The organism is Gordonia sp. 852002-50395_SCH5434458 (assembly GCF_001665905.1).
Taxonomy (GTDB): domain Bacteria; phylum Actinomycetota; class Actinomycetes; order Mycobacteriales; family Mycobacteriaceae; genus Gordonia; species Gordonia jacobaea.
The window spans coordinates 27438-46533 of record NZ_LZTC01000043.1; the positions used below are offsets into that span (position 1 = coordinate 27438).

Below are 19096 nucleotides of genomic sequence, written 5' to 3' on the forward strand. Positions count from 1 at the left end.
AGTGTCATCGGTCGATGTCGGCGTGTCTGTTCGGCGACCTGACGTCCTGAGAAGACGCACCACGAGAAGGAGGCAGCATGGCGAACGAGACCGAGGCGGCCGTCGCTCGTGAGCGGGTCACGCCGACCGCCCCCGCGGAGCAGGCCCGTCCAGCTGCTCCCGCCCCGGTGAGTGCGCCCGACAACACTGGGGCCACCGAGCCACCTGCTCCTGCCGACACCACGCATGCCTCGGCGTCGCGGCGCGTTCGCGCCCGCCTCGCACGTCGGATGACCGCGACCCGCAGCTCGGTCCGTCCGGTCCTCGAACCTCTGGTCACCCTGCATCGGGAGATCTATCCCAAGGCCGACATCGCGCTTCTGCAGCACGCCTACGACGTCGCCGACGAACGCCATCGTGGTCAGAACCGGAAGTCGGGCGACCCATACATCACCCATCCGCTCGCGGTTGCGACGATTCTCGCCGATCTCGGGATGGACACCACCACGCTCGTCGCCGCGCTGCTGCACGACACCGTCGAGGACACCGGCTACACCCTCGAGGCGCTCGAGAGTGAATTCGGTGCCGAGGTCGCCCATCTCGTCGACGGCGTGACCAAGCTCGACAAGGTGGCCCTCGGCAGCGCCGCCGAAGCCGAGACGATCCGCAAGATGATCATCGCGATGGCACGCGATCCGCGGGTTCTCGTCATCAAGGTCGCCGACCGCCTCCACAACATGCGCACGATGCGCTTCCTCCCGCCGGAGAAGCAGGCGCGCAAGGCTCGTGAAACGCTGGAAGTGATTGCGCCACTTGCCCATCGGCTCGGCATGGCAACGGTCAAGTGGGAACTCGAAGACCTCTCTTTCGCGATTCTGCACCCCAAGCGCTACGAGGAGATCGTGCGGCTCGTTGCCGACCGCGCGCCCTCGCGCGACACCTATCTCGCCCGTGTGCGCGCCGACATCAACAACGCGCTGTCGTCGGCCAAGATCACCGCGACGGTCGAGGGTAGGCCCAAGCACTACTGGTCGATCTATCAGAAGATGATCGTCAAGGGTCGCGACTTCGACGACATCCACGATCTCGTCGGCATGCGCATCCTGTGCGACGACGTGCGTGACTGCTACGCGGCGGTCGGCGTCGTGCATTCGCTGTGGCAGCCGATGGCCGGACGTTTCAAGGACTACATCGCTCAGCCGAGGTTCGGCGTGTACCAGTCGTTGCACACCACGGTCATCGGGCCGGAGGGCAAGCCCCTCGAGATTCAGATCCGCACCAACGACATGCACCGCACCGCCGAATTCGGTATCGCCGCGCATTGGCGATACAAGGAGGGTGGCTACCGGGATCGCAAGGGACGCAAGACCGATACGGCCGAGATCGACGACATGGCGTGGATGCGTCAACTCCTCGATTGGCAACGAGAAGCCGCCGACCCCGGCGAGTTTCTCGAGTCGCTGCGCTACGACCTCGCCGTCAAGGAGATCTTCGTCTTCACGCCGAAGGGCGACGTGATCACGCTGCCCGCGGGCTCGACGCCCGTCGACTTCGCCTACGCGGTGCACACCGAGGTGGGGCACCGATGTATCGGTGCCCGCGTCAACGGCCGACTCGTCGCGCTCGAACGCGAACTCGAGAACGGCGAAGTCGTCGAGGTGTTCACGTCGAAGGCTCCCAACGCCGGGCCGAGCAAGGACTGGCAGAACTTCGTCGTCTCGCCCCGAGCGAAGGCCAAGATCCGCCAGTGGTTCGCCAAGGAGCGTCGTGAAGAGGCTCTGGAGACCGGCAAGGACGCGATCGCCAAAGAGGTTCGACGAGGCGGATTGCCACTGCAGCGTCTGATGAGCGCCGAGTCGATGGCCGCGATCGCCAAGGAACTGCGCTACGCCGACGTCAGCGCGCTGTACACGGCTGTCGGCGAGAACCATGTGTCCGCACGGCACGTCGTGAATCGGCTCGTCTCGTCCCTCGGTGGCATCGACGACGCCGCAGAGGAGATCGCCGAGCGATCGACACTGTCGACGATGCCGTCGCGGACCAGGGCAGGCGGCGATGCCGGGGTCGTCATCGAGGGTGTCGACAACGTCCTCATCAAGCTCGCGAAGTGTTGTACGCCGGTTCCCGGCGACGACATCCTCGGCTTCATCACGCGCGGCGGGGGTGTCAGCGTCCACCGCACCGACTGCACCAACGCGGGTGAACTGCGCCGCCAGGACGAACGAATCATCCCTGTGACCTGGGCGCCGTCGGCCGAGTCGGTGTTCCTGGTCGCCATCCAGGTGGAGGCCCTCGACCGTCACCGGCTGCTGTCGGACGTGACCAAGGTACTCGCCGACGAAAAGGTGAACATCCTCTCGGCGTCGGTGACCACGAGCCGCGACCGCGTCGCGGTCAGCAAGTTCACCTTCGAGATGGGCGACCCCAAACACCTCGGCCACGTTCTGAACGTCGTGCGCAACGTCGAGGGCGTCTACGACGTCTACCGCGTGACCTCCGCGGCGTAGCTGCGCGCCCGCTCAACGGTCTCGGGCGCCCAGTGGGCGTTCTCGGGCGCACACTCGACACAGAGAAGCGCCCAGTCGCGGGGTTGTCCCGCCGACTGGGCGCTTCGTCGCGTCGAGTGTGCGTTTAGTCCAGGTCTCCGCCGGTGATCTTGGCCGTGGTGATCTGCACTGGAAGCTTGGGCTTGCCGTCGTTGGCCTCGCCCGACGGTCCGGCGGTCACGCCGCCTGCGGCGACCTTGTCGAGCACCTTCAGGCCCTCGGGGTCGACCTTGCCGACTACCGAGTAGTCGGCCGGGAGCTGACTGTCGGAGATCACGAGGAAGAACTGGCTCGAGCCGGTGTTGCTGCTCTGGCCGCCCTGGTTGCTGTTGGCGATCGCGATGGTGCCGCGGGGGTAGATCACCGACTGCTGTCCGGTCATCTGGTTCGCCTGTCCTGCGGGCTTGAGATCGGTCGGCGGCTCGTCGGGGCTGCTCCAGCCCGGGCCGCCTGCACCGGTTCCGGTGGGATCGCCACACTGCAGCACCTTGAGTGCCTCGCTCGTGGTCATGCGGTGGCACGGGGTGTCGTTGTAGTACTTGTCGCTGATGAGCGAGATGATCGCGCCCGTGTTGCACGGTGCCGACGCCCGGGTCAGCGTGATCGGAATCGCGCCCTGGGACGTGTCGAACACCGCCGAGACGTCGCCGGACTTCAGTTGCCGGTCACCGGGCTTGGGGGCTGTCCGCTTCTTCGGAATGCCCTCGTTGATCATCTTGTTCATCTCGGCCGCGTACTTGCGGTACTCGTCGTGCTGCTCAGCGGGCACACCCTGCGGCGGATCGGTGGGGATCGGCTTGAGGCGGTCGGGCTGATCCTGATACTGACACGACGTCCATCGAGCGGCTTCGCGGTCGTCGAGGACCTTCTTCACGATGAGCGTGGTCGCGGTGGCGACGACTGCTACCACCACCACTGTCGAGATCGACGCGATGAGGATCCGCCGACGCTTGCGATCCTGGCGCTCGCGTTCGAGTCTGTCCTCAAGCTTCCGCTTGGCGGCTTCGCGGCGTTCCTCGTTGGTGGTCACGCTGGTGAACCCTCCTGAGACGTCTGTCGGGGCGTATGAAACTCGGTGCGTATCAAACACGGCGCGTATGAATCACGGCTGTATCGACACGCAAGTGTGCCAGGACACCCTGAGAGTTCTCCAGGCAGGTGTGCCGGAGTGTCGTCGAGTGGTGTTCGGACATGCGCCAGAATGGAGGGTCAGGAGCGACGCGTCATCGGCGCCCGCGTCATGTCGAAGCCGAGGAGAGCACATGCTGATCACCGGATTCCCCGCCGGGATGTTCCAGACCAACTGCTACATCGTGGCGCCCGAGCCGGGCGGTGAGGCGGTCGTCGTCGACCCGGGGCAGGAAGCGGCGGGCAAGGTCGCCGAGATTCTCGCCGAGCACGACCTGACCCCGGTTGCGGTGCTGCTCACCCACGGCCACCTCGATCACACCTGGAACGCCGCTGATGTCTGCGACGCATACGGGATTCCCGCCTATATCCACCCGGCTGATCGCCCGATGCTCGCCGACCCGGCGGTCGGCCTCGGCAGCGCACTCGGCGCGATGATCGGGCCGTTGACGTTCCGCGAGCCGGAGAAGGTCATCGAGTTCGTCGACGGTGAGCCGATCGAGGTGGCGGGCATCCGGTTCGACGTCGATCTCGCGCCCGGCCACACCCAGGGGTCCGTACTGTTGCGCACCGACGTTCCGGTCCTCGACGATGCAGGTCAGGAGACCAGTGTCGGAGTCTGCTTCTCCGGTGACGTACTCTTTGCGGGGTCCATCGGACGCACCGATCTGCCCGGCGGCAACCACCGGCAACTGCTCGAATCGATCGAGTCGAAGCTCCTCGGGTTGCCCGACCAGACCCAGGTGTTGCCCGGCCACGGGCCGCAGACCTCGATCGGGCAGGAACGCGCGACGAACCCGTTCCTCACTGAATTGGGGGAGTCGAGCCGACAGAAGGGAAGCAGGAGACTGTGAGCGCCGACTTCGTCGCACCGAAGGGCATCCCCGACTACTACCCGCCCGCGTCGGCTGATTTCCGCCGCGTCCGTGACACGTTCACCGACGCCGCTCGGCGCGCCGGCTACGGACACATCGAACTGCCGATCTTCGAGGACACCGGCCTCTTCGCCAGGGGCGTCGGCGAGTCGACCGACGTGGTCAGCAAGGAGATGTACACCTTCGAAGACCGCGGCGGCCGGTCGGTCACGCTTCGTCCCGAAGGCACCGCCGGAGTTGTCCGCGCGGTCATCGAGCACGGCCTCGACCGTGGACAGCTCCCCGTCAAGCTCTGCTACGCGGGTCCGTTCTTCCGCTACGAACGCCCACAGGCCGGCCGCTACCGCCAATTGCAGCAGGTCGGGGTGGAGGCGATCGGCGTCGACGACCCCGCGCTCGACGCCGAGGTCATCGCGATCGCCGACGAGGGGTACCGACGGCTCGGATTGTCGGGATTCCGCCTGGAGATCACCTCCCTCGGCGACGACTCCTGCCGCCCGGCATACCGCGACGCGCTGCAGGAGTTCCTGAGCGGACTCGACCTCGACGAGGCGACACGTCAACGCGCACAGATCAATCCGCTGCGCGTGCTCGACGACAAGCGGCCCGATATCCGCGAGGCCACCGCCGACGCACCGCTCATGCTCGACTATCTGTCCGACGACGCGCGCGGCCACTTCGAGAGTGTGCTGTCGCATCTGCGCCAGCTCGGCGTGCCGTATGTGATCAATCCCCGCCTGGTCCGCGGCCTGGACTACTACACCAAGACGACGTTCGAATTCGTCCACGACGGACTCGGCGCGCAGTCGGGTATCGGTGGCGGCGGTCGCTACGACGGCCTGATGCGTCAGCTCGGCAGCAAGCAGGACCTTTCGGGTATCGGCTACGGGCTCGGCGTCGACCGTACGATGCTGGCCCTCGAGGCCGAGGGCATCGCGCACGTCGACGCCGCGCGGTGTCAGGTGTTCGGGGTGCCACTGGGCACCGACGCCAAAGCCGAATTGGTCAGTGTCGCAGGGCAGTTGCGTGCTGCGGGCGTCAGCGTCGACCTCGCCTACGGCGACCGCGGACTCAAAGGCGCGATGAAGGCCGCGGATCGGTCCGGCGCGAAGCTGGCGCTGGTACTCGGCGACCGTGAACTCGCCGAGGGGACCATCGAGGTCAAGAACCTGACCAACGGGGAGCAGCACAAGACGTCGCTGGAAGGCGTCGTCGACGAGGTGCGCGGCCTGCTGGCCTGAGTGCGATCCCGGGATCCGCGCGAACCGCATCAATCCGGCAATGCCCCTGTATCGGGCATGAAATCCGTTGCGGCACTGCACTATCCGATCGGATAGGTGTGTGGGTCCGATCGACGGGTTTCGATCTGAGCAGATGTTCAGATGAGCGGTGATCGTCCTATCGTCGTGTCATGAGTTCGTCAGTCACCGTCGCCGCCAGGTCCTCGCGACGTCTGTCATCGCTGTCGTCCCGCCTCTCACGTGGGGAGTGGGCGAGCATCGGCGGAATGGTCGCGGCCGTCGCCGCGCTGCACGTGATCGGGTGGGGGACGTTGGTGTTCCTGGTGGCGCCGGAGCATTTCACCGTCGGTCAGAAGACGCTCGGGATCGGCATCGGACTCACGGCGTACACGCTGGGGATGCGACACGCGTTCGACGCCGACCACATCTCGGCGATCGACAACACGACCCGCAAGTTGATGGGTGAGGGTCAGCGGCCGCTGACAGTCGGCTTCTGGTTCTCGCTCGGACATTCGAGCGTCGTCTTCGGCCTCTCCGTGCTGCTGGCGTTCGGGATCAAGGCTCTCGCGGGCTCGGTCGAGGACGACTCGTCGACGTTGCATCAGGTGACGGGGCTGATCGGAACGAGCGTGTCGGGCGGATTCCTCTACCTGATCGCCGCGATCAACATCGTCGTCCTGCTCGGGATCCTTCGTGTCTTCCGGGACATGCGGCGAGGCGTGTACGACGAGGCGCAACTCGAGGAGCACCTCAACAACAGGGGCTTCATGAATCGCATTCTCGGTCGCGTGATGAAGGTCGTCAGCAAGCCGTGGCAGATGTATCCGATCGGCGTGCTCTTCGGACTCGGATTCGACACCGCGACCGAGGTGGCACTACTGATCCTGGCCGGATCGAGTGCTGCGGCGGGTCTGCCCTGGTACGCGATCCTGTGTCTGCCGGTCATCTTCGCCGCCGGTATGAGTCTGTTCGACAGCATCGACGGGTCGTTCATGAACTTCGCCTACGGGTGGGCACTCGCCAATCCGGTGAGGAAGGTGTACTACAACCTCATCATCACGGGATTGTCCATCGCGGTCGCGCTCGTGATCGGCACCATCGAGGTGCTCGGGCTGCTCGCCGACGAGTTCGGATGGACGGGCAGATTCTGGGACGACGTCTCCGGCATCGACCTCAACGTGCTCGGTTTCGTGATCGTCGGATTGTTCGTCGCCACCTGGATCGTGTCGCTGGTGGTGTGGCGCTTCGGACGGATCGAGGAACGGTGGGGTACCGCGCTGGCGCGGCCGGTTGTCGACGGACCGACCTCGGACTGAGCGCGCTAGCGCGTCATCTCCTCGCGCAGGACGTCGAGGCTCACCCCGCCGAGCGCGAGGGCGTTGGTGTGGAAGTCCTTGAGCGTCCACCCGGGATGTCGGGTCAGCGCCTGCGTCCGGCACTGCTCCCAGACACGTTGTCCCAGCGCATAACTCGGCGCCTGTCCGGCCCACCCGAGGTAACGGTCGAGCTCGAAGCGCAGCACCGCCCGATCCATCGCGACCGACGCGGTGAGAAACCGCCACGCCTTCTCGGCATCCCACGTGCCACCACCGACGGATGCGGGTGCCGCCTTGCGGCAGTGGACACCGATGTCGACGACGACCCGCGCCGCGCGTAGGCGCTGCGAGTCGAGCATGCCCATCCTGTCGCCGGGGTCGTCGAGCCAACCGAGCTCGCTCATCAACCGTTCGGCATAGAGCGCCCAGCCCTCACCGTGTCCCGAGGTGAAGGACGCGAGTTTGCGCCAGGTGTTGAGGTCGGGATCGACGATCGCGGCCCCGAGCTGCAGGTGATGGCCCGGCACGCCCTCGTGGTAGACGGTCGTCTTCTCCTGCCAGGTGTGGAAGACGGTCTGTTCCGGCGGTACCGCCCACCACATCCGCCCGGGGCGGGAGAGGTCGGCGCTCGGCTGCGTGTAGTAGATGATGCCGGTCGACGACGGCGCCAGCCGACATTCGAGTCGGGTGAGTCGGTCGGGAATGTCGAAGTGTGTGCCGGCGAGGCCGTCGACCGCCGCGTCGGAGGTCTGCTGCATCCACGCGAGGAACGACGCGCGATCGAAGATCTGGTACTGCGGCGCGGCGTCGAGGAATTCGAGTGCCTCGGCGACGCTCGCGCCGGGCACCAGGTCCGAGGCGATCGCCTGCTGTTCGGCGGTGATGGCGTCGAGGCGATCAAGCGCCCAGTCGTAGGCCTCGTCGGGATCGACATCGGTGCCGAGGTAGTACGGCAGCCGGAGGAGGTACCGGTCGCGTCCGATGGCGTCGTCGGGGTCGGCGGAGTCGAGGACCGTCGACCGCAACAGTGCGGCCAGAGCGTCGAATGCGGCACCGCCGCTGTCGAGGGCGGAGGCCAGGTCGACGGAGAGTGCGTCGTCGGAGGCGATCGGCGTGGTGTTCTGCGCGATGGCCGTGCGCGCCCCATCGGCTTGTGCCGCAACCAGTTCGACCTGTCGTCGTGCGAGCGCGGGTCCGACGTCGCGCCGGTGCTCGAGTCCGACGATGACGCTGTCTATCGCCGCAGGGATCGCGTTGATCCGCGCCACCATGTCGGCGCGCTGTTCGGCGGTGTCGGTGGGCATGAGGTAGAAGATGTCGCGAATCGCCTGCAGCGGTGAGGCGATCACGTTGCACTCACCGGTCAGTTCACCGGCGTCGGTGAGCGCGAGTTCACGATTCAGCCCGGCTCGCATCGTGGCGACGGTGACCCTGTCGACGTGGTCGGCGGGTGACGCGGCGTCGAGTCGTGCCAGCGTCGAGCGCACCAGGGCTGCCCGTTCGTCGACGGCGTCGGGGGAGAAGTCCGTCAGCAGACGGTCGTGGCCGGCGAGGCCGTACTCGGTGGCGAGGATCGGGTCGAGGGCGGCGCTACGAGCCAGATGGTCGTCGGCGATCGCGTCGACGGGGGTCGGTATGCGCGCGGTGTTCTCAGAGATCATTGGTGGAGAACGTGTCGCACTGGCGTGGGTCGCCGTTCTTGTATCCGGTCGAGAACCAGCGGACTCGCTGATCGGCCGAGCCGTGCGTCCAGCCCTCGGGATTGGAGTTTGCACCCTGGATCGTGTCGTCGCCGATCGCCTTGGCGGTCTGGATGACCGAGTTGATCTGATCGGTGGTGAGCGGTTCGAGCATCGCGTCGGTGCCCTTGTCGGCGTGATACGCCCACACGCCCGCGTAGCAGTCCGCCTGCAATTCGACGCGGACCGAACCGGACTTGGGTCCTTTGGAGCCGAGCTGCTGACCCTTCTGCAGCGCGCCCGTCAGGTTCTGCACGTGGTGGCCGTACTCGTGCGCGACGACGTACTCCTGCGCCAGCGGGCCGTCGCTGCCACCCATCTGCTTGAGCTCTGCGAAGAACGACGGGTCGAAGTAGGCGGTCTTGTCTACGGGACAGTAGAACGGGCCGGTCGCCGAGGTGGCGGCGCCGCAGCCGGTGTCGACCGAGTTGCTGAAGATGACGGTTTTCGGCGGCGTGTAGCCCTTCATCAGGTCCGACCACACCCGGTTGATGCTGATGGTGGTGGCCTTGATGCGGCAGATGTCGTCGGTATTGGCCTTCTCGATGGTGCACTGGGCGAGGTGCTCGTCGATCTGGCTCGCCGAGTTGCTCGTCGAACCTCCGGTCGTCGACGACGATCCGAGGATCTGGCCGGGATTGATGCCGAGGAACAGTGCGACCAGCGTGACGATCAGTCCGGCACCGCCGCCGAGCGCGATACGGCCGCCTCCGCCACCGCCGAAACCACCACCACCCCCGCCACCGGACACGTTGCTGTTGTCCAGCCCCCCGCTGCCTTGGAACGTCATGCAGGTCAGGCTACCGGCGAGGACGTCCGGATACGGGTGAACCACGCCCAATGGTCACGTCTCGCGGTGGTGTGAGATCGGCGGGTTCGACGCGGGCGGGATACCACTCGGCGACGTCGGGCGCGCCCTCCGTAGGATTGAGCGCGAGATTTCCTCGCTCATACGTCCATCAGGAAGGACTCCAGTGCTCCGCACGCATTTCGCCGGTTCGCTGCGCCGCGCCGACGCGTCGCAGACCGTCACAGTCGCCGGGTGGGTTGCGCGTCGACGCGATCACGGCGGCGTCGTGTTCATCGATCTGCGTGACAGCTCCGGGCTGGTGCAGGTCGTCTTCCGCGAAGAGGCGGTGGCCGAGAAGGCACATCGGCTGCGCGCGGAGTACGTCGTGAAGGTCACCGGCGTCGTCGAGGAACGACCCGCCGGCAGCGAGAACCCGAACCTCCCGTCGGGTGAGATCGAGATCAACGCCACCGAGCTCGAGGTGCTCAACGAGTCGGCACCGCTGCCGTTCCAGCTCGACGAGAGCCCCGGCGAGGAAGCGCGACTGCGGTACCGCTACATCGATCTGCGTCGCGACGGGCCCGCTGCGGCAATCCGCCTGCGCTCGAAGGCGAATGCTGCCGCTCGCGGTGTGCTCGCCGCTCACGACTTCGTCGAGATCGAGACGCCGACGCTGACCCGCTCGACGCCAGAGGGTGCACGCGACTTCCTCGTGCCCGCGCGTCTGCAGCCGGGAACGTTCTACGCCTTGCCGCAGAGTCCGCAGCTGTTCAAACAGCTCCTCATGGTGGCCGGTATGGAGCGCTACTACCAGATCGCTCGCGCCTACCGGGACGAAGATTTCCGCGCCGACCGCCAGCCTGAGTTCACTCAGCTCGACATCGAGATGAGCTTCGTCGACGAGGACGACGTCATCGCGCTCGCCGAGGAGATCCTCGTGGCGCTGTGGCGGCTCATCGGCGTCGAGGTCTCCACACCGATCCCGCGGATGACCTACGCCGACGCGATGCGTCGGTTTGGTTCGGACAAGCCGGATCTGCGTTTCGGGATCGAGCTCGTCGAGTGCACGGAGTACTTCGCCAACACGCCGTTCCGCGTGTTCCAGGCGCCCTACGTCGGCGCGGTGGTCATGGAGGGCGGGGCGTCGCAGCCGCGTCGTACCCTCGACGCCTGGCAGGAGTGGGCCAAGCAGCGTGGCGCGAAGGGTCTGGCGTATGTGCTCGTCGGCGACGACGGCACCCTCGGTGGGCCGGTCGCCAAGAACCTCTCCGACGCCGAGCGTGATGGTCTTGCCGCACATGTCGGCGCCAAGCCCGGCGACTGTGTCTTCTTCGCGGCGGGACCGGCGAAGGCGCAGCGCGCACTGCTCGGTGCCGCACGCAGCGAGATCGCCGTCCGCCTCGGACTGATCCCGGCACCGGGCGAGCCCATCGACCCCTCGACCGCCGCCTGGGCGTTCACCTGGATCGTCGACGCTCCGCTGTTCGAGCCGGCAGACGACGCGACGGCGTCGGGCGATGTCGCCGTCGGCTCGGGCGCGTGGACCGCGGTGCACCATGCGTTCACCTCACCCAAGCCGGAGTCGCTCGACGGCCTCGAATCCGATCCGGGCAACGCACTCGCCTATGCCTACGACATCGTCTGCAACGGCAACGAGATCGGCGGCGGGTCGATCCGTATCCACCGTCGCGACATCCAGGAACGCGTGTTCGCGATCATGGGTATCGACCACGACGAGGCGCAAGAGAAGTTCGGCTTCCTGCTCGACGCCTTCGCCTACGGCGCGCCGCCGCACGGCGGGATCGCATTCGGATGGGATCGCATCACCGCACTGCTCGCGGGTGAGAGTTCGATCCGTGAGGTCATCGCCTTCCCGAAGTCGGGCGGTGGCGTCGATCCGCTCACCGACGCTCCCGCACCGATCACCGCCGCGCAGCGCAAGGAGTCGGGCATCGACGCCAAGCCGAAGCCCAAGGGCGGCGAGTCCGACCAGGGTGCAGCGAAACCGGCGAGCTGAACAGTCGGCGATGGTCCCGCGTGACACATGTCGCACACGGGTGCGAGGGGGACCGCACGTCGGGCGCACGGGCGCTATCTGTGCTGAGATTTCTACCCATGGGGACGTATCTGCTCGACGACCTCCGGGAGGATGACCGGTGACAATCAAGGTGGCGCTCGAACACCGCACTGCGTACGCGTTCGATCGGCCTGTCAAGATCTATCCGCACGTGGTGCGGCTGCGTCCTGCACCGCACTCGCGTACTCCGATCGAGGCGTATTCGCTGGCGGTGGAGCCCGCGGGACACTTCTTGAACTGGCAGCAGGACGCGTTCAGCAATTACCAAGCGCGCCTTGTGTTTCCGGAACCCTCGACGACTCTGTCGATCACGGTCAGTCTTGTCGCCGACCTCACGGCGATCAATCCCTTCGACTTCTTCATCGAGGATTGGGCCGAGGACTACGGTTTCGACTACCCCGATGAACTGCGCGAGGACCTCGAGATCTATCTCCGACCGGTCGGGGTCACCGAGGGGGAGTTCGCCGGGGCGCCGGTGCATCCCGCCATCGCCGAATTCGCGGCCGAGCACAAGCCGACATCGCCGACACGCATCATCGACTTCCTCGTCGAGCTCAATCAGGCCGTCCGCGACGCCGTCGGGTACACCGTCCGACTCGAACAGGGCGTCCAGACGCCGGAGTACACGCTCGCCAGCGCCATCGGTTCGTGCCGCGACTCCGCGTGGCTCCTGGTGGCACTCCTGCGCGAGCTGGGATTGGCGGCACGCTTCGTCTCCGGCTACCTGGTGCAACTCACGTCGGACATCAAGTCGCTCGACGGTCCGTCGGGACCCAGCGCCGATTTCACCGATCTACACGCATGGACAGAGGTCTACCTGCCGGGCGCTGGGTGGGTGGGCATGGACCCGACGTCGGGTCTGTTCGCAGGGGAGGGCCATATCCCGCTCGCCGCGACGCCGTCCCCCGGCGGTGCTGCGCCGATCACCGGTGCAACCGGTCCGTGCCACGCGACCCTCGACTTCTCCAACACGGTCACCCGCTTTCACGAGGATCCGCGGGTCACCCTGCCCTACACCGAGTCCCAGTGGGAGCGGGTCGTCGAACTCGGTGCCGCGGTCGACAAGAAGATGGCAGACAACGACGTCCGACTCACGATGGGTGGTGAGCCGACGTTCGTCTCGCTGGACAACCAGAGTGATCCGGAATGGACGACCGACGCCGACGGCCCGCACAAGCGTGAGTTGGCGTCGAAGCTCGCCGCGCGCCTCGCCGACGACTACGCACCGACCGGCCTCGTGCAGCGCAGTCAGGGCAAGTGGTACCCGGGAGAGCCGCTGCCACGCTGGCAGATCGCCATCATGTGGCGAGCCGACGGCCAGCCGATCTGGCGTCGACGCGACCTCCTGGCCGACCCGTGGCAGACGCGCGCGCAGGCCGCCGGGGCGATGGCGCTCGAGGCGTCGGGACCGAAACCGGGCTCTGGAGGCGATCCCGCCGCCGAAAAGTTGTTGTCGGCGTTCGCATCCGCGTTGGGCCTGCCCGCCACGCAGGTGATGCCCGCGTTCGAGGACCCGCTGGTGCGGATGCGCGAGTTGTCGGCACTCCCGCCCGGCGATCCCGGGGCCGACCCGACGCTGCCCGCCGCGCGCGCCGCGGCATGGGCAGCTGCCGCCGCCGAGGTCGCCGACGCCGACGCCGACATCGAGCCCGCCGACGATTCGACGAAGGCGCGGCGTGAACTGCTCGCGTCGCTCGACGCATCGATCACCGATCCGACGGCGTTCGTCCTGCCGCTGAGCCGTTCCGAGGACGAGACGGCGTGGCAGAGCGCGCGGTGGACGACGCGACGTGGGCGTCTGGTGCTGACGCCGGGCACCTCTCCCGCGGGCCTGCGTCTTCCGCTGAACTCATTGTCGTGGGGCCCCGCACCGGTCCTGTACGAAGCCGACCCGTCGGTCCGCGCCGATCCGTTGCCCGACGACGTCGCAGATTCGTTGGGCCGCACCGTTACCGACGTCGACCCAACCGCCTTCGTGCCGCGCACCGCACTGGTCGCGGAGAAGCGTGGCGACACCCTGTACGTGTTCCTACCGCCGACCGCAGAGCTCGAGGAGTATCTCGCGATCGTCGAGATGATCGAGAACGCGGCCGCGGAAATCGACACCCCGGTGGTCATCGAGGGCTACGGCCCACCCGCGGACGCCCGCCTCACCACGTTGACCGTCACACCGGACCCCGGCGTCATCGAGGTCAACGTTCAGCCGACGAGCAGTTTCGCCGAGCAGACAGAGTTGCTCGACTCGCTCTACGAGCACGCACGCCGCGCCAGGCTGGGTACGGAGACGTTCGATCTCGACGGCAGCCACGGAGGAACCGGCGGCGGCAACCACATCACCCTCGGCGGATCGACGCCCGCGGATTCACCACTGTTGCGTCGACCGGATCTGCTGGTGTCGATGTTGACCTACTGGCAGCGCCATCCGTCGCTGTCGTACCTGTTCAGCGGCAAGTTCATCGGAACGACGTCGCAGGCGCCCCGCGCCGACGAGGGCCGCGATTCCGCGCTCTACGAGATGGAGATCGCGTTCGCCGAGATCGACAGGCTCGCGGTGAAGGGCGAACCGGCGCGCGGTGCCGGCGAGAACGGCGACGGGGCACCACCGAATCCGTGGGTCACCGACCGGGCGCTGCGGCACCTGCTCACCGACATCACCGGCAATACCCACCGGGCCGAGTTCTGCATCGACAAGCTCTACAGCCCCGATTCCGCGCGCGGCAGGCTCGGGCTGCTCGAACTCCGCGGTTTCGAGATGCCGCCGCATCAGCGGATGGCGATGGTGCAGTCGCTCCTCGTCCGCTCCCTGGTCTCGTGGTTCTGGGAGAAACCCTACCGCAGCAGGCTCATCCACCACGGCGCCGACCTGCACGGCAAGTACCTGCTGCCGCAGTACGTCATCGCCGACATCGCGCAGGTCGCCGAGGAACTGCGCGAGGCGGGTTATCCGTTCGACACCGCCTGGCTCGACCCGTTCACGGAGTTCCGGTTCCCGCGCCTGGGGACCGTCGCGATCCGCGAGTACGAGGTCGAACTGCGCGGGGCAATCGAACCGTGGAACACGCTCGGCGAGGAGTCGACGGGTACCGGAACCGCGCGCTACGTCGACTCGTCGATCGAGCGGGTGCAGGTGCGTGTGCAGGGTGCCGAAGACGACCGGTTCGTGTTGACCTGCAACGGATATCCGATCCCGCTGACGGGCACCGGCAGGCCGGGTGAGCGCGTGGCAGGCATCCGGTTCCGGGCATGGCAGCCGCCTAGCGCGCTGCACCCGACCATCAGCATCGACACCCCGTTGACCTTCGACCTCGTCGACACCCTCGCGGGCCGATCCGTCGGCGGCGCGACCTACCACATCGTGCATCCGGGCGGACGGGCCTACGACCGCCCACCGGTCAATGCCGTCGAGGCGGAGTCGCGCAGGAACGGTCGGTTCGAGGCGGCCGGGCACACCAGCGGCTCCGTCGACGTCGGACTGCTCCGGGAGCGGGTCGCCCGCATGGCCACCGACAGTGGGGTCCCGGCGATCCTCGATCTGCGTCGGGCACGTACAGTTCTTCGGTGACTGTTTCAGCGGGCGGCGGTGTCCCCGCGGTGTTCGACAGGTACCGATCCGACGGTTACACGCTGTTCGATCTCGGACAGCTCAATTCGGGCGGTTCCGCACCGGCTGCCGCACGCAACCATTACGACGAAGTGCTCGATTCCGCGGGCGCGATCCGTCCCGCATGGGACGAACTCGTCGCGGGCTACGCGCTGCGTGGCGACGACCGACTGCGGGCGTCGGCGGCGCGGCTTGCCTCGGCGGTATCAGATGAGGGCGTCGTCTACAACCAGGTCGACGGCACCTCGACCATTCCGCGACCCTGGCTGCTCGACGCTGTCCCGCTGATCCTCGACGGTGTCGAGTGGGCCGAGCTGGAGAAGGCGATCACCCAGCGGTCGATGCTGCTCGATCTCATCCTGCGCGACATCTACCGCGACCAGAAGACCATCAACGCAGGGCTGATACCTCCGGAGATGGTCTTCGGGCATCCCGGCTACGTGCGCAAAGCCGCCCGGCTCGAGGTTGCGGGGCCGCACGCGCTGTTCCTGCACGCACTCGACCTCGGACGCCTGTCCGACGGCACCTTCGCCGTCTACGCCGATCGGACGCAGGCGCCGTCGGGCGTCGGGTTCGCCATCGCCGACCGCCGACTGATCTCCCGTACGTTCCCGCAACTGTTCCAGCGCTGTGCACCACGCCCGATGGCGACGTTCGCCGGCACGCTGCGACTGGCGCTGACCGACTACGCCCCGCCGGGGGTCGACGACCCGACCGTTGCGGTGTTCAGCCCCGGCAGCATGTCAGAGACCTTCTTCGACCAGGCGTATCTGGCGTCCGTGCTGGGTTTCCCGCTGGTCGAGGGCGCCGATCTGACGGTGCGTGACGGCGCGGTCTACATGCGGTCGCTCGGCAAGTACAAACGTGTCGATGTGCTGCTGCGCCGCGTCGACGCCTCCTACTGCGACCCGCTCGACCTGCGCACCCACTCCCGTCTGGGCGTCGCGGGACTCGTCGAGGCCATCTCCCGTGGAAACATCACCGTCGTCAACACGCTCGGCAGTGGCGTGCTGGAGAATCCGGCGTTGAACACCGTCCTGGCCAAGGTCGCGCCGATGCTCATCGACGAGGAACTCGCTCTCGAATCGGTGCCGACATATTGGGCAGGCGAGGAGTCGGCGAAATCGAAGATCCTGTCGTCGCTCGACTCACTCGTCCTCACGAACTTCCGTACCGGCGAGGAATTCGTCGGTCCCGCAACGAATTCCGCGACCAGGGAAGTATTGCGTTCGCGGATCGACTCCGACGCCTGGCAGTGGGTGGGCCGCGAGGTCGAGGCATACTCGGTGGCGCCGAGCCTGACCGACGCGGCGTTGCCCGCGCAGGGACGCGGCACGCTGCGTGCCGCACCCGTCTCCGTGCGCGCGTTCTCGGTCGCGCAGGGACCCACCTACGCGGTGATGCCGGGCGGTCTCGGGTCGGTCCTCGCCGACGGCGTCGTCGGCGCGTCACTGGCATCTGTTGCCGCCAAGGACATCTGGGTGACCAATCCCGATGTGGGAGGACATGTTTCGCGGCGTACGGAGTTGCGAGGCGAACCCGACGACGAGGTCGCCATCATCACGCGCCCGGCGTCGACCGGCTATTCCGACATCGCAGCCGCCGCGAGTCCGCGCGTACTCGCCGACATGTTCTGGTTCGGCCGGTACGGCGAGCGCACCGAGTCGGTCACACGGCTGGCGAAGGTCGCCCGCGAGCGCTACCAGGACTTCCAGTACCGGCCGTGGATGTCGGGAACCGCTGCGGTGCCGCTGTTCTTGCATGCGGTCGCCGAGGTGACCGGGACCACCGGCCTGCTCGGCACGGGGGAGACGTTGCTCGACGACGATTCATCACTCTCGTCGATAGAGCAGGTCAATACCGCGATCGTGAAGATCGCCGAACTGACCGTCAATCGCCACACCCAGGGCACCATCGCACACTCGACCGAACGCCTCGTCGCCACAGCCAGGGCCGTCCGCGACCAGATGTCGACGAGTACGTGGATGGTGTTGACCCCGATGGAGCGCGCGCTCGAGTCGATGACGCGCCAGATCGAACGCGCCCGCGATGACGTCGGTGCGGGCACCGGGGTGTTCGGCGACGCAGCACTCGACCTCGGACCCGATCTCGCCCGCACGCACGAGCACATCCTGCACGGCGCTCTCGCACTGTCCGGTCTGCAAGCCGAATCGATGGTCCACGACGCCGCCTGGCTGCTCATGGATCTCGGCAGGCGTATCGAGCGGGTGATTACGCTCGCCGACCTCACCCGGAAGCTGTTCGAGTACGAGCATCCGCTCGACATGGAACAGGCACTCCTGGAGTCGTACCTCAGCGCCACCGAGTCGTCGGTCATCTACCGCAGACGCAACCGCGGTCTCTACCGTGCAGAGGCCGTCGCCGAGCTGTTGATGTTCGACGAGACCAACCCGCGCGCGATGATCTACCAACTCACCAAGATGCACGACGACCTGGCATCGCTGCCCGAGGCGCTGCGCTCTGCCGCCGCCGAGCGAGCGGTCGAGGAGATGACGGCCGAACTGCGTCGCTGCGGCCCGGCCGATCTCAGCAGCGTCGACGGAAACGGTCAGCGCGCTGAGCTCGTCGAATTGACGAGCACACTGCGCGACCGTGCACGCGCGCTGTCCGACCTGCTGAACCGGACGCGATTCGCTCCGCCGCGCACCGCGCAACCGATCTGGGGAGGTCAGCTGTGACGACACCCGCCGATGCGCCGGCAACGCGCAAGTACCGAGTCTTCCACCGCACCTGCTACACCTACGACGACGAGGTGTCGTCGTCGTATGGCAGGTGCTATCTGACGCCGCGCGACCTGCCGTACCAGCGTGTCCACGACACCGAGACGGTGATCTCGCCCGAGCCCGCTGACCGGTCCGTCGGCGTCGACGTCTACGGCAACATCGACGCCTACTTCCACGTCCGTACCGCTCACCGCGTACTGGAGGTGACCACGACGTCGATCGTCGAGGTTGACCCCATCGACCAGGGACTCGTACACAGCGTCGCCGCTCGCGCACCCTGGGAGGACGCCCGCCCAGCTGCCACCGGGGCGGTTCTGGTCGACGAGTTCGTACTCGACCTCGACCCACCGGAGATCACGCCTGCCGTGCGCGACTACGCCGCGGCGGTGTTCACCCCCGGCCGTCCGCTCGTCGACGCGATCATCGACCTGACGGCGCGCATCTTCTCCGACTTCACCTACCGTTCCGGATCGACGGCGATCAGCACGCGCGTCGACACGGTGCTCGAACGTCGGATGGGCGTGTGTCAGGACTTCGCCCGGGTGGCCATCGCCTGTCTGCGGTCGGTGGGACTCGCGGCGCGCTACGAGTCCGGCTACCTCGCGACCGACCCGCCGCCGGGCACCGAGCGCATCTTCGGCGCCGATGCCAGCCATGCGTGGGCCGCGGTTTGGCTGCCCGGTGATCGGTGGCTGGCCTTCGATCCGACGAACAACAAGCTCGTCGACGAACGTCACGTCACCGTGGCGTGGGGTCGTGATTACGACGACGTCCCGCCGCTGCGTGGCGTGATCTACACCGATGCGTCCAAGAGCGAGATCGAGGTCTCCGTCGACGTCAGTCCCTTGTCAGACAAGTCGGAGGCGAGGACGTGAGCGCTGCGGGCCGCATTCGAACCCGACCTGATTCGGGACAGTGTCGGTCGAAAAGCCGTCGGCGAACCGAATTGTTGTCTTTTGCGACACAAAAGGATCAGGTGAACGAAAACTGCAGGTCGAGGCCGTGCCGTGCAGGGTGCTCCCGTGTTCAGTCGCATAATCCGGTGACGCGTGTCGGCGCC

Annotated in this window: 11 protein-coding genes; 8 read left to right on the forward strand and 3 right to left on the reverse strand. The window is 66.9% G+C overall.

Annotated features, from left to right (window positions below; translation table 11 throughout):
- The first annotated feature begins 77 nt into the window (after nt 1-77).
- Nucleotides 78-2486 carry a RelA/SpoT family protein gene (locus A5785_RS10565; RefSeq protein WP_064866332.1) on the forward strand — a complete coding sequence of 803 codons (2409 nt, stop codon included), beginning with the start codon at nt 78-80 and terminating at the stop codon, nt 2484-2486.
- 124 nt (nt 2487-2610) lie between these two features.
- On the opposite strand, the gene A5785_RS10570 is transcribed toward A5785_RS10565, so the two are convergent.
- Nucleotides 2611-3555 carry a peptidylprolyl isomerase gene (locus A5785_RS10570; RefSeq protein ID WP_005202626.1) on the reverse strand — a complete coding sequence of 315 codons (945 nt, stop codon included), beginning with the start codon at nt 3553-3555 and terminating at the stop codon, nt 2611-2613.
- A 232-nt stretch (nt 3556-3787) separates the two neighbouring features.
- Here A5785_RS10570 and A5785_RS10575 point away from each other — a divergent pair, with 232 nt between their 5' ends.
- The 3 genes from A5785_RS10575 (at nt 3788) to A5785_RS10585 (ending at nt 7085) form a co-directional block, all read left to right on the forward strand.
- Nucleotides 3788-4507 carry an MBL fold metallo-hydrolase gene (locus tag A5785_RS10575; RefSeq protein WP_005202628.1) on the forward strand — a complete coding sequence of 240 codons (720 nt, stop codon included), beginning with the start codon at nt 3788-3790 and terminating at the stop codon, nt 4505-4507.
- Nucleotides 4504-5769, forward strand: coding sequence for a histidine--tRNA ligase (gene hisS, locus A5785_RS10580; RefSeq protein WP_005202630.1), 1266 nt, complete (start codon nt 4504-4506; stop codon nt 5767-5769). The genes A5785_RS10575 and hisS overlap by 4 nt, the downstream gene beginning before the upstream one ends.
- 170 nt (nt 5770-5939) lie before the next feature.
- Nucleotides 5940-7085 carry a HoxN/HupN/NixA family nickel/cobalt transporter gene (locus A5785_RS10585; RefSeq protein ID WP_039854476.1) on the forward strand — a complete coding sequence of 382 codons (1146 nt, stop codon included), beginning with the start codon at nt 5940-5942 and terminating at the stop codon, nt 7083-7085.
- Nucleotides 7086-7090: 5 nt separating this feature from the next.
- On the opposite strand, the gene A5785_RS10590 is transcribed toward A5785_RS10585, so the two are convergent.
- Together A5785_RS10590 and ypfJ are read right to left on the reverse strand one after the other, a co-directional pair.
- Entirely contained in the window at nt 7091-8746 is a 1656-nt protein-coding gene (locus tag A5785_RS10590; protein WP_064866334.1) for a DUF885 domain-containing protein, read from the reverse strand.
- Entirely contained in the window at nt 8736-9614 is an 879-nt protein-coding gene (gene ypfJ / locus A5785_RS10595; RefSeq protein ID WP_064866350.1) for a KPN_02809 family neutral zinc metallopeptidase, read from the reverse strand. Before ypfJ ends, A5785_RS10590 begins: the two co-directional genes overlap by 11 nt.
- A gap of 184 nt (nt 9615-9798) precedes the next feature.
- On the opposite strand from ypfJ, the gene aspS reads away from it, so the two are divergent.
- From aspS to A5785_RS10615, 4 genes are all read left to right on the forward strand, one after another.
- Nucleotides 9799-11631, forward strand: a complete 1833-nt coding sequence (gene aspS / locus A5785_RS10600) for an aspartate--tRNA ligase (RefSeq protein WP_064863367.1) — start codon at nt 9799-9801, stop codon at nt 11629-11631.
- Between the two features lie 139 nt (nt 11632-11770).
- Nucleotides 11771-15253: a transglutaminase family protein gene (locus A5785_RS10605; protein ID WP_064866336.1), complete on the forward strand. Its 3483-nt coding sequence runs from the start codon at nt 11771-11773 to the stop codon at nt 15251-15253.
- Nucleotides 15250-17991, forward strand: a complete 2742-nt coding sequence (locus tag A5785_RS10610; protein WP_064863365.1) for a circularly permuted type 2 ATP-grasp protein — start codon at nt 15250-15252, stop codon at nt 17989-17991. The genes A5785_RS10605 and A5785_RS10610 overlap by 4 nt, the downstream gene beginning before the upstream one ends.
- On the forward strand, nt 17988-18911 hold the full coding sequence (locus A5785_RS10615) for a transglutaminase family protein (RefSeq protein WP_005202642.1): 924 nt from the start codon (nt 17988-17990) through the stop codon (nt 18909-18911). The genes A5785_RS10610 and A5785_RS10615 overlap by 4 nt, the downstream gene beginning before the upstream one ends.
- Nucleotides 18912-19096: the final 185 nt, after the last annotated feature.

Bases quoted from the DNA above. Each gene is read 5' to 3' on its own strand.
- A5785_RS10565 (WP_064866332.1), top strand. From the start codon at position 78: ATGGCGAACGAGACCGAGGCGGCCGTCGCTCGTGAGCGGGTCACGCCG.
- A5785_RS10575 (WP_005202628.1), top strand. From the start codon at position 3,788: ATGCTGATCACCGGATTCCCCGCCGGGATGTTCCAGACCAACTGCTAC.
- A5785_RS10585 (WP_039854476.1), top strand. From the start codon at position 5,940: ATGAGTTCGTCAGTCACCGTCGCCGCCAGGTCCTCGCGACGTCTGTCA.
- A5785_RS10590 (WP_064866334.1), bottom strand. From the start codon at position 8,746: ATGATCTCTGAGAACACCGCGCGCATACCGACCCCCGTCGACGCGATC.
- ypfJ (WP_064866350.1), bottom strand. From the start codon at position 9,614: ATGACGTTCCAAGGCAGCGGGGGGCTGGACAACAGCAACGTGTCCGGT.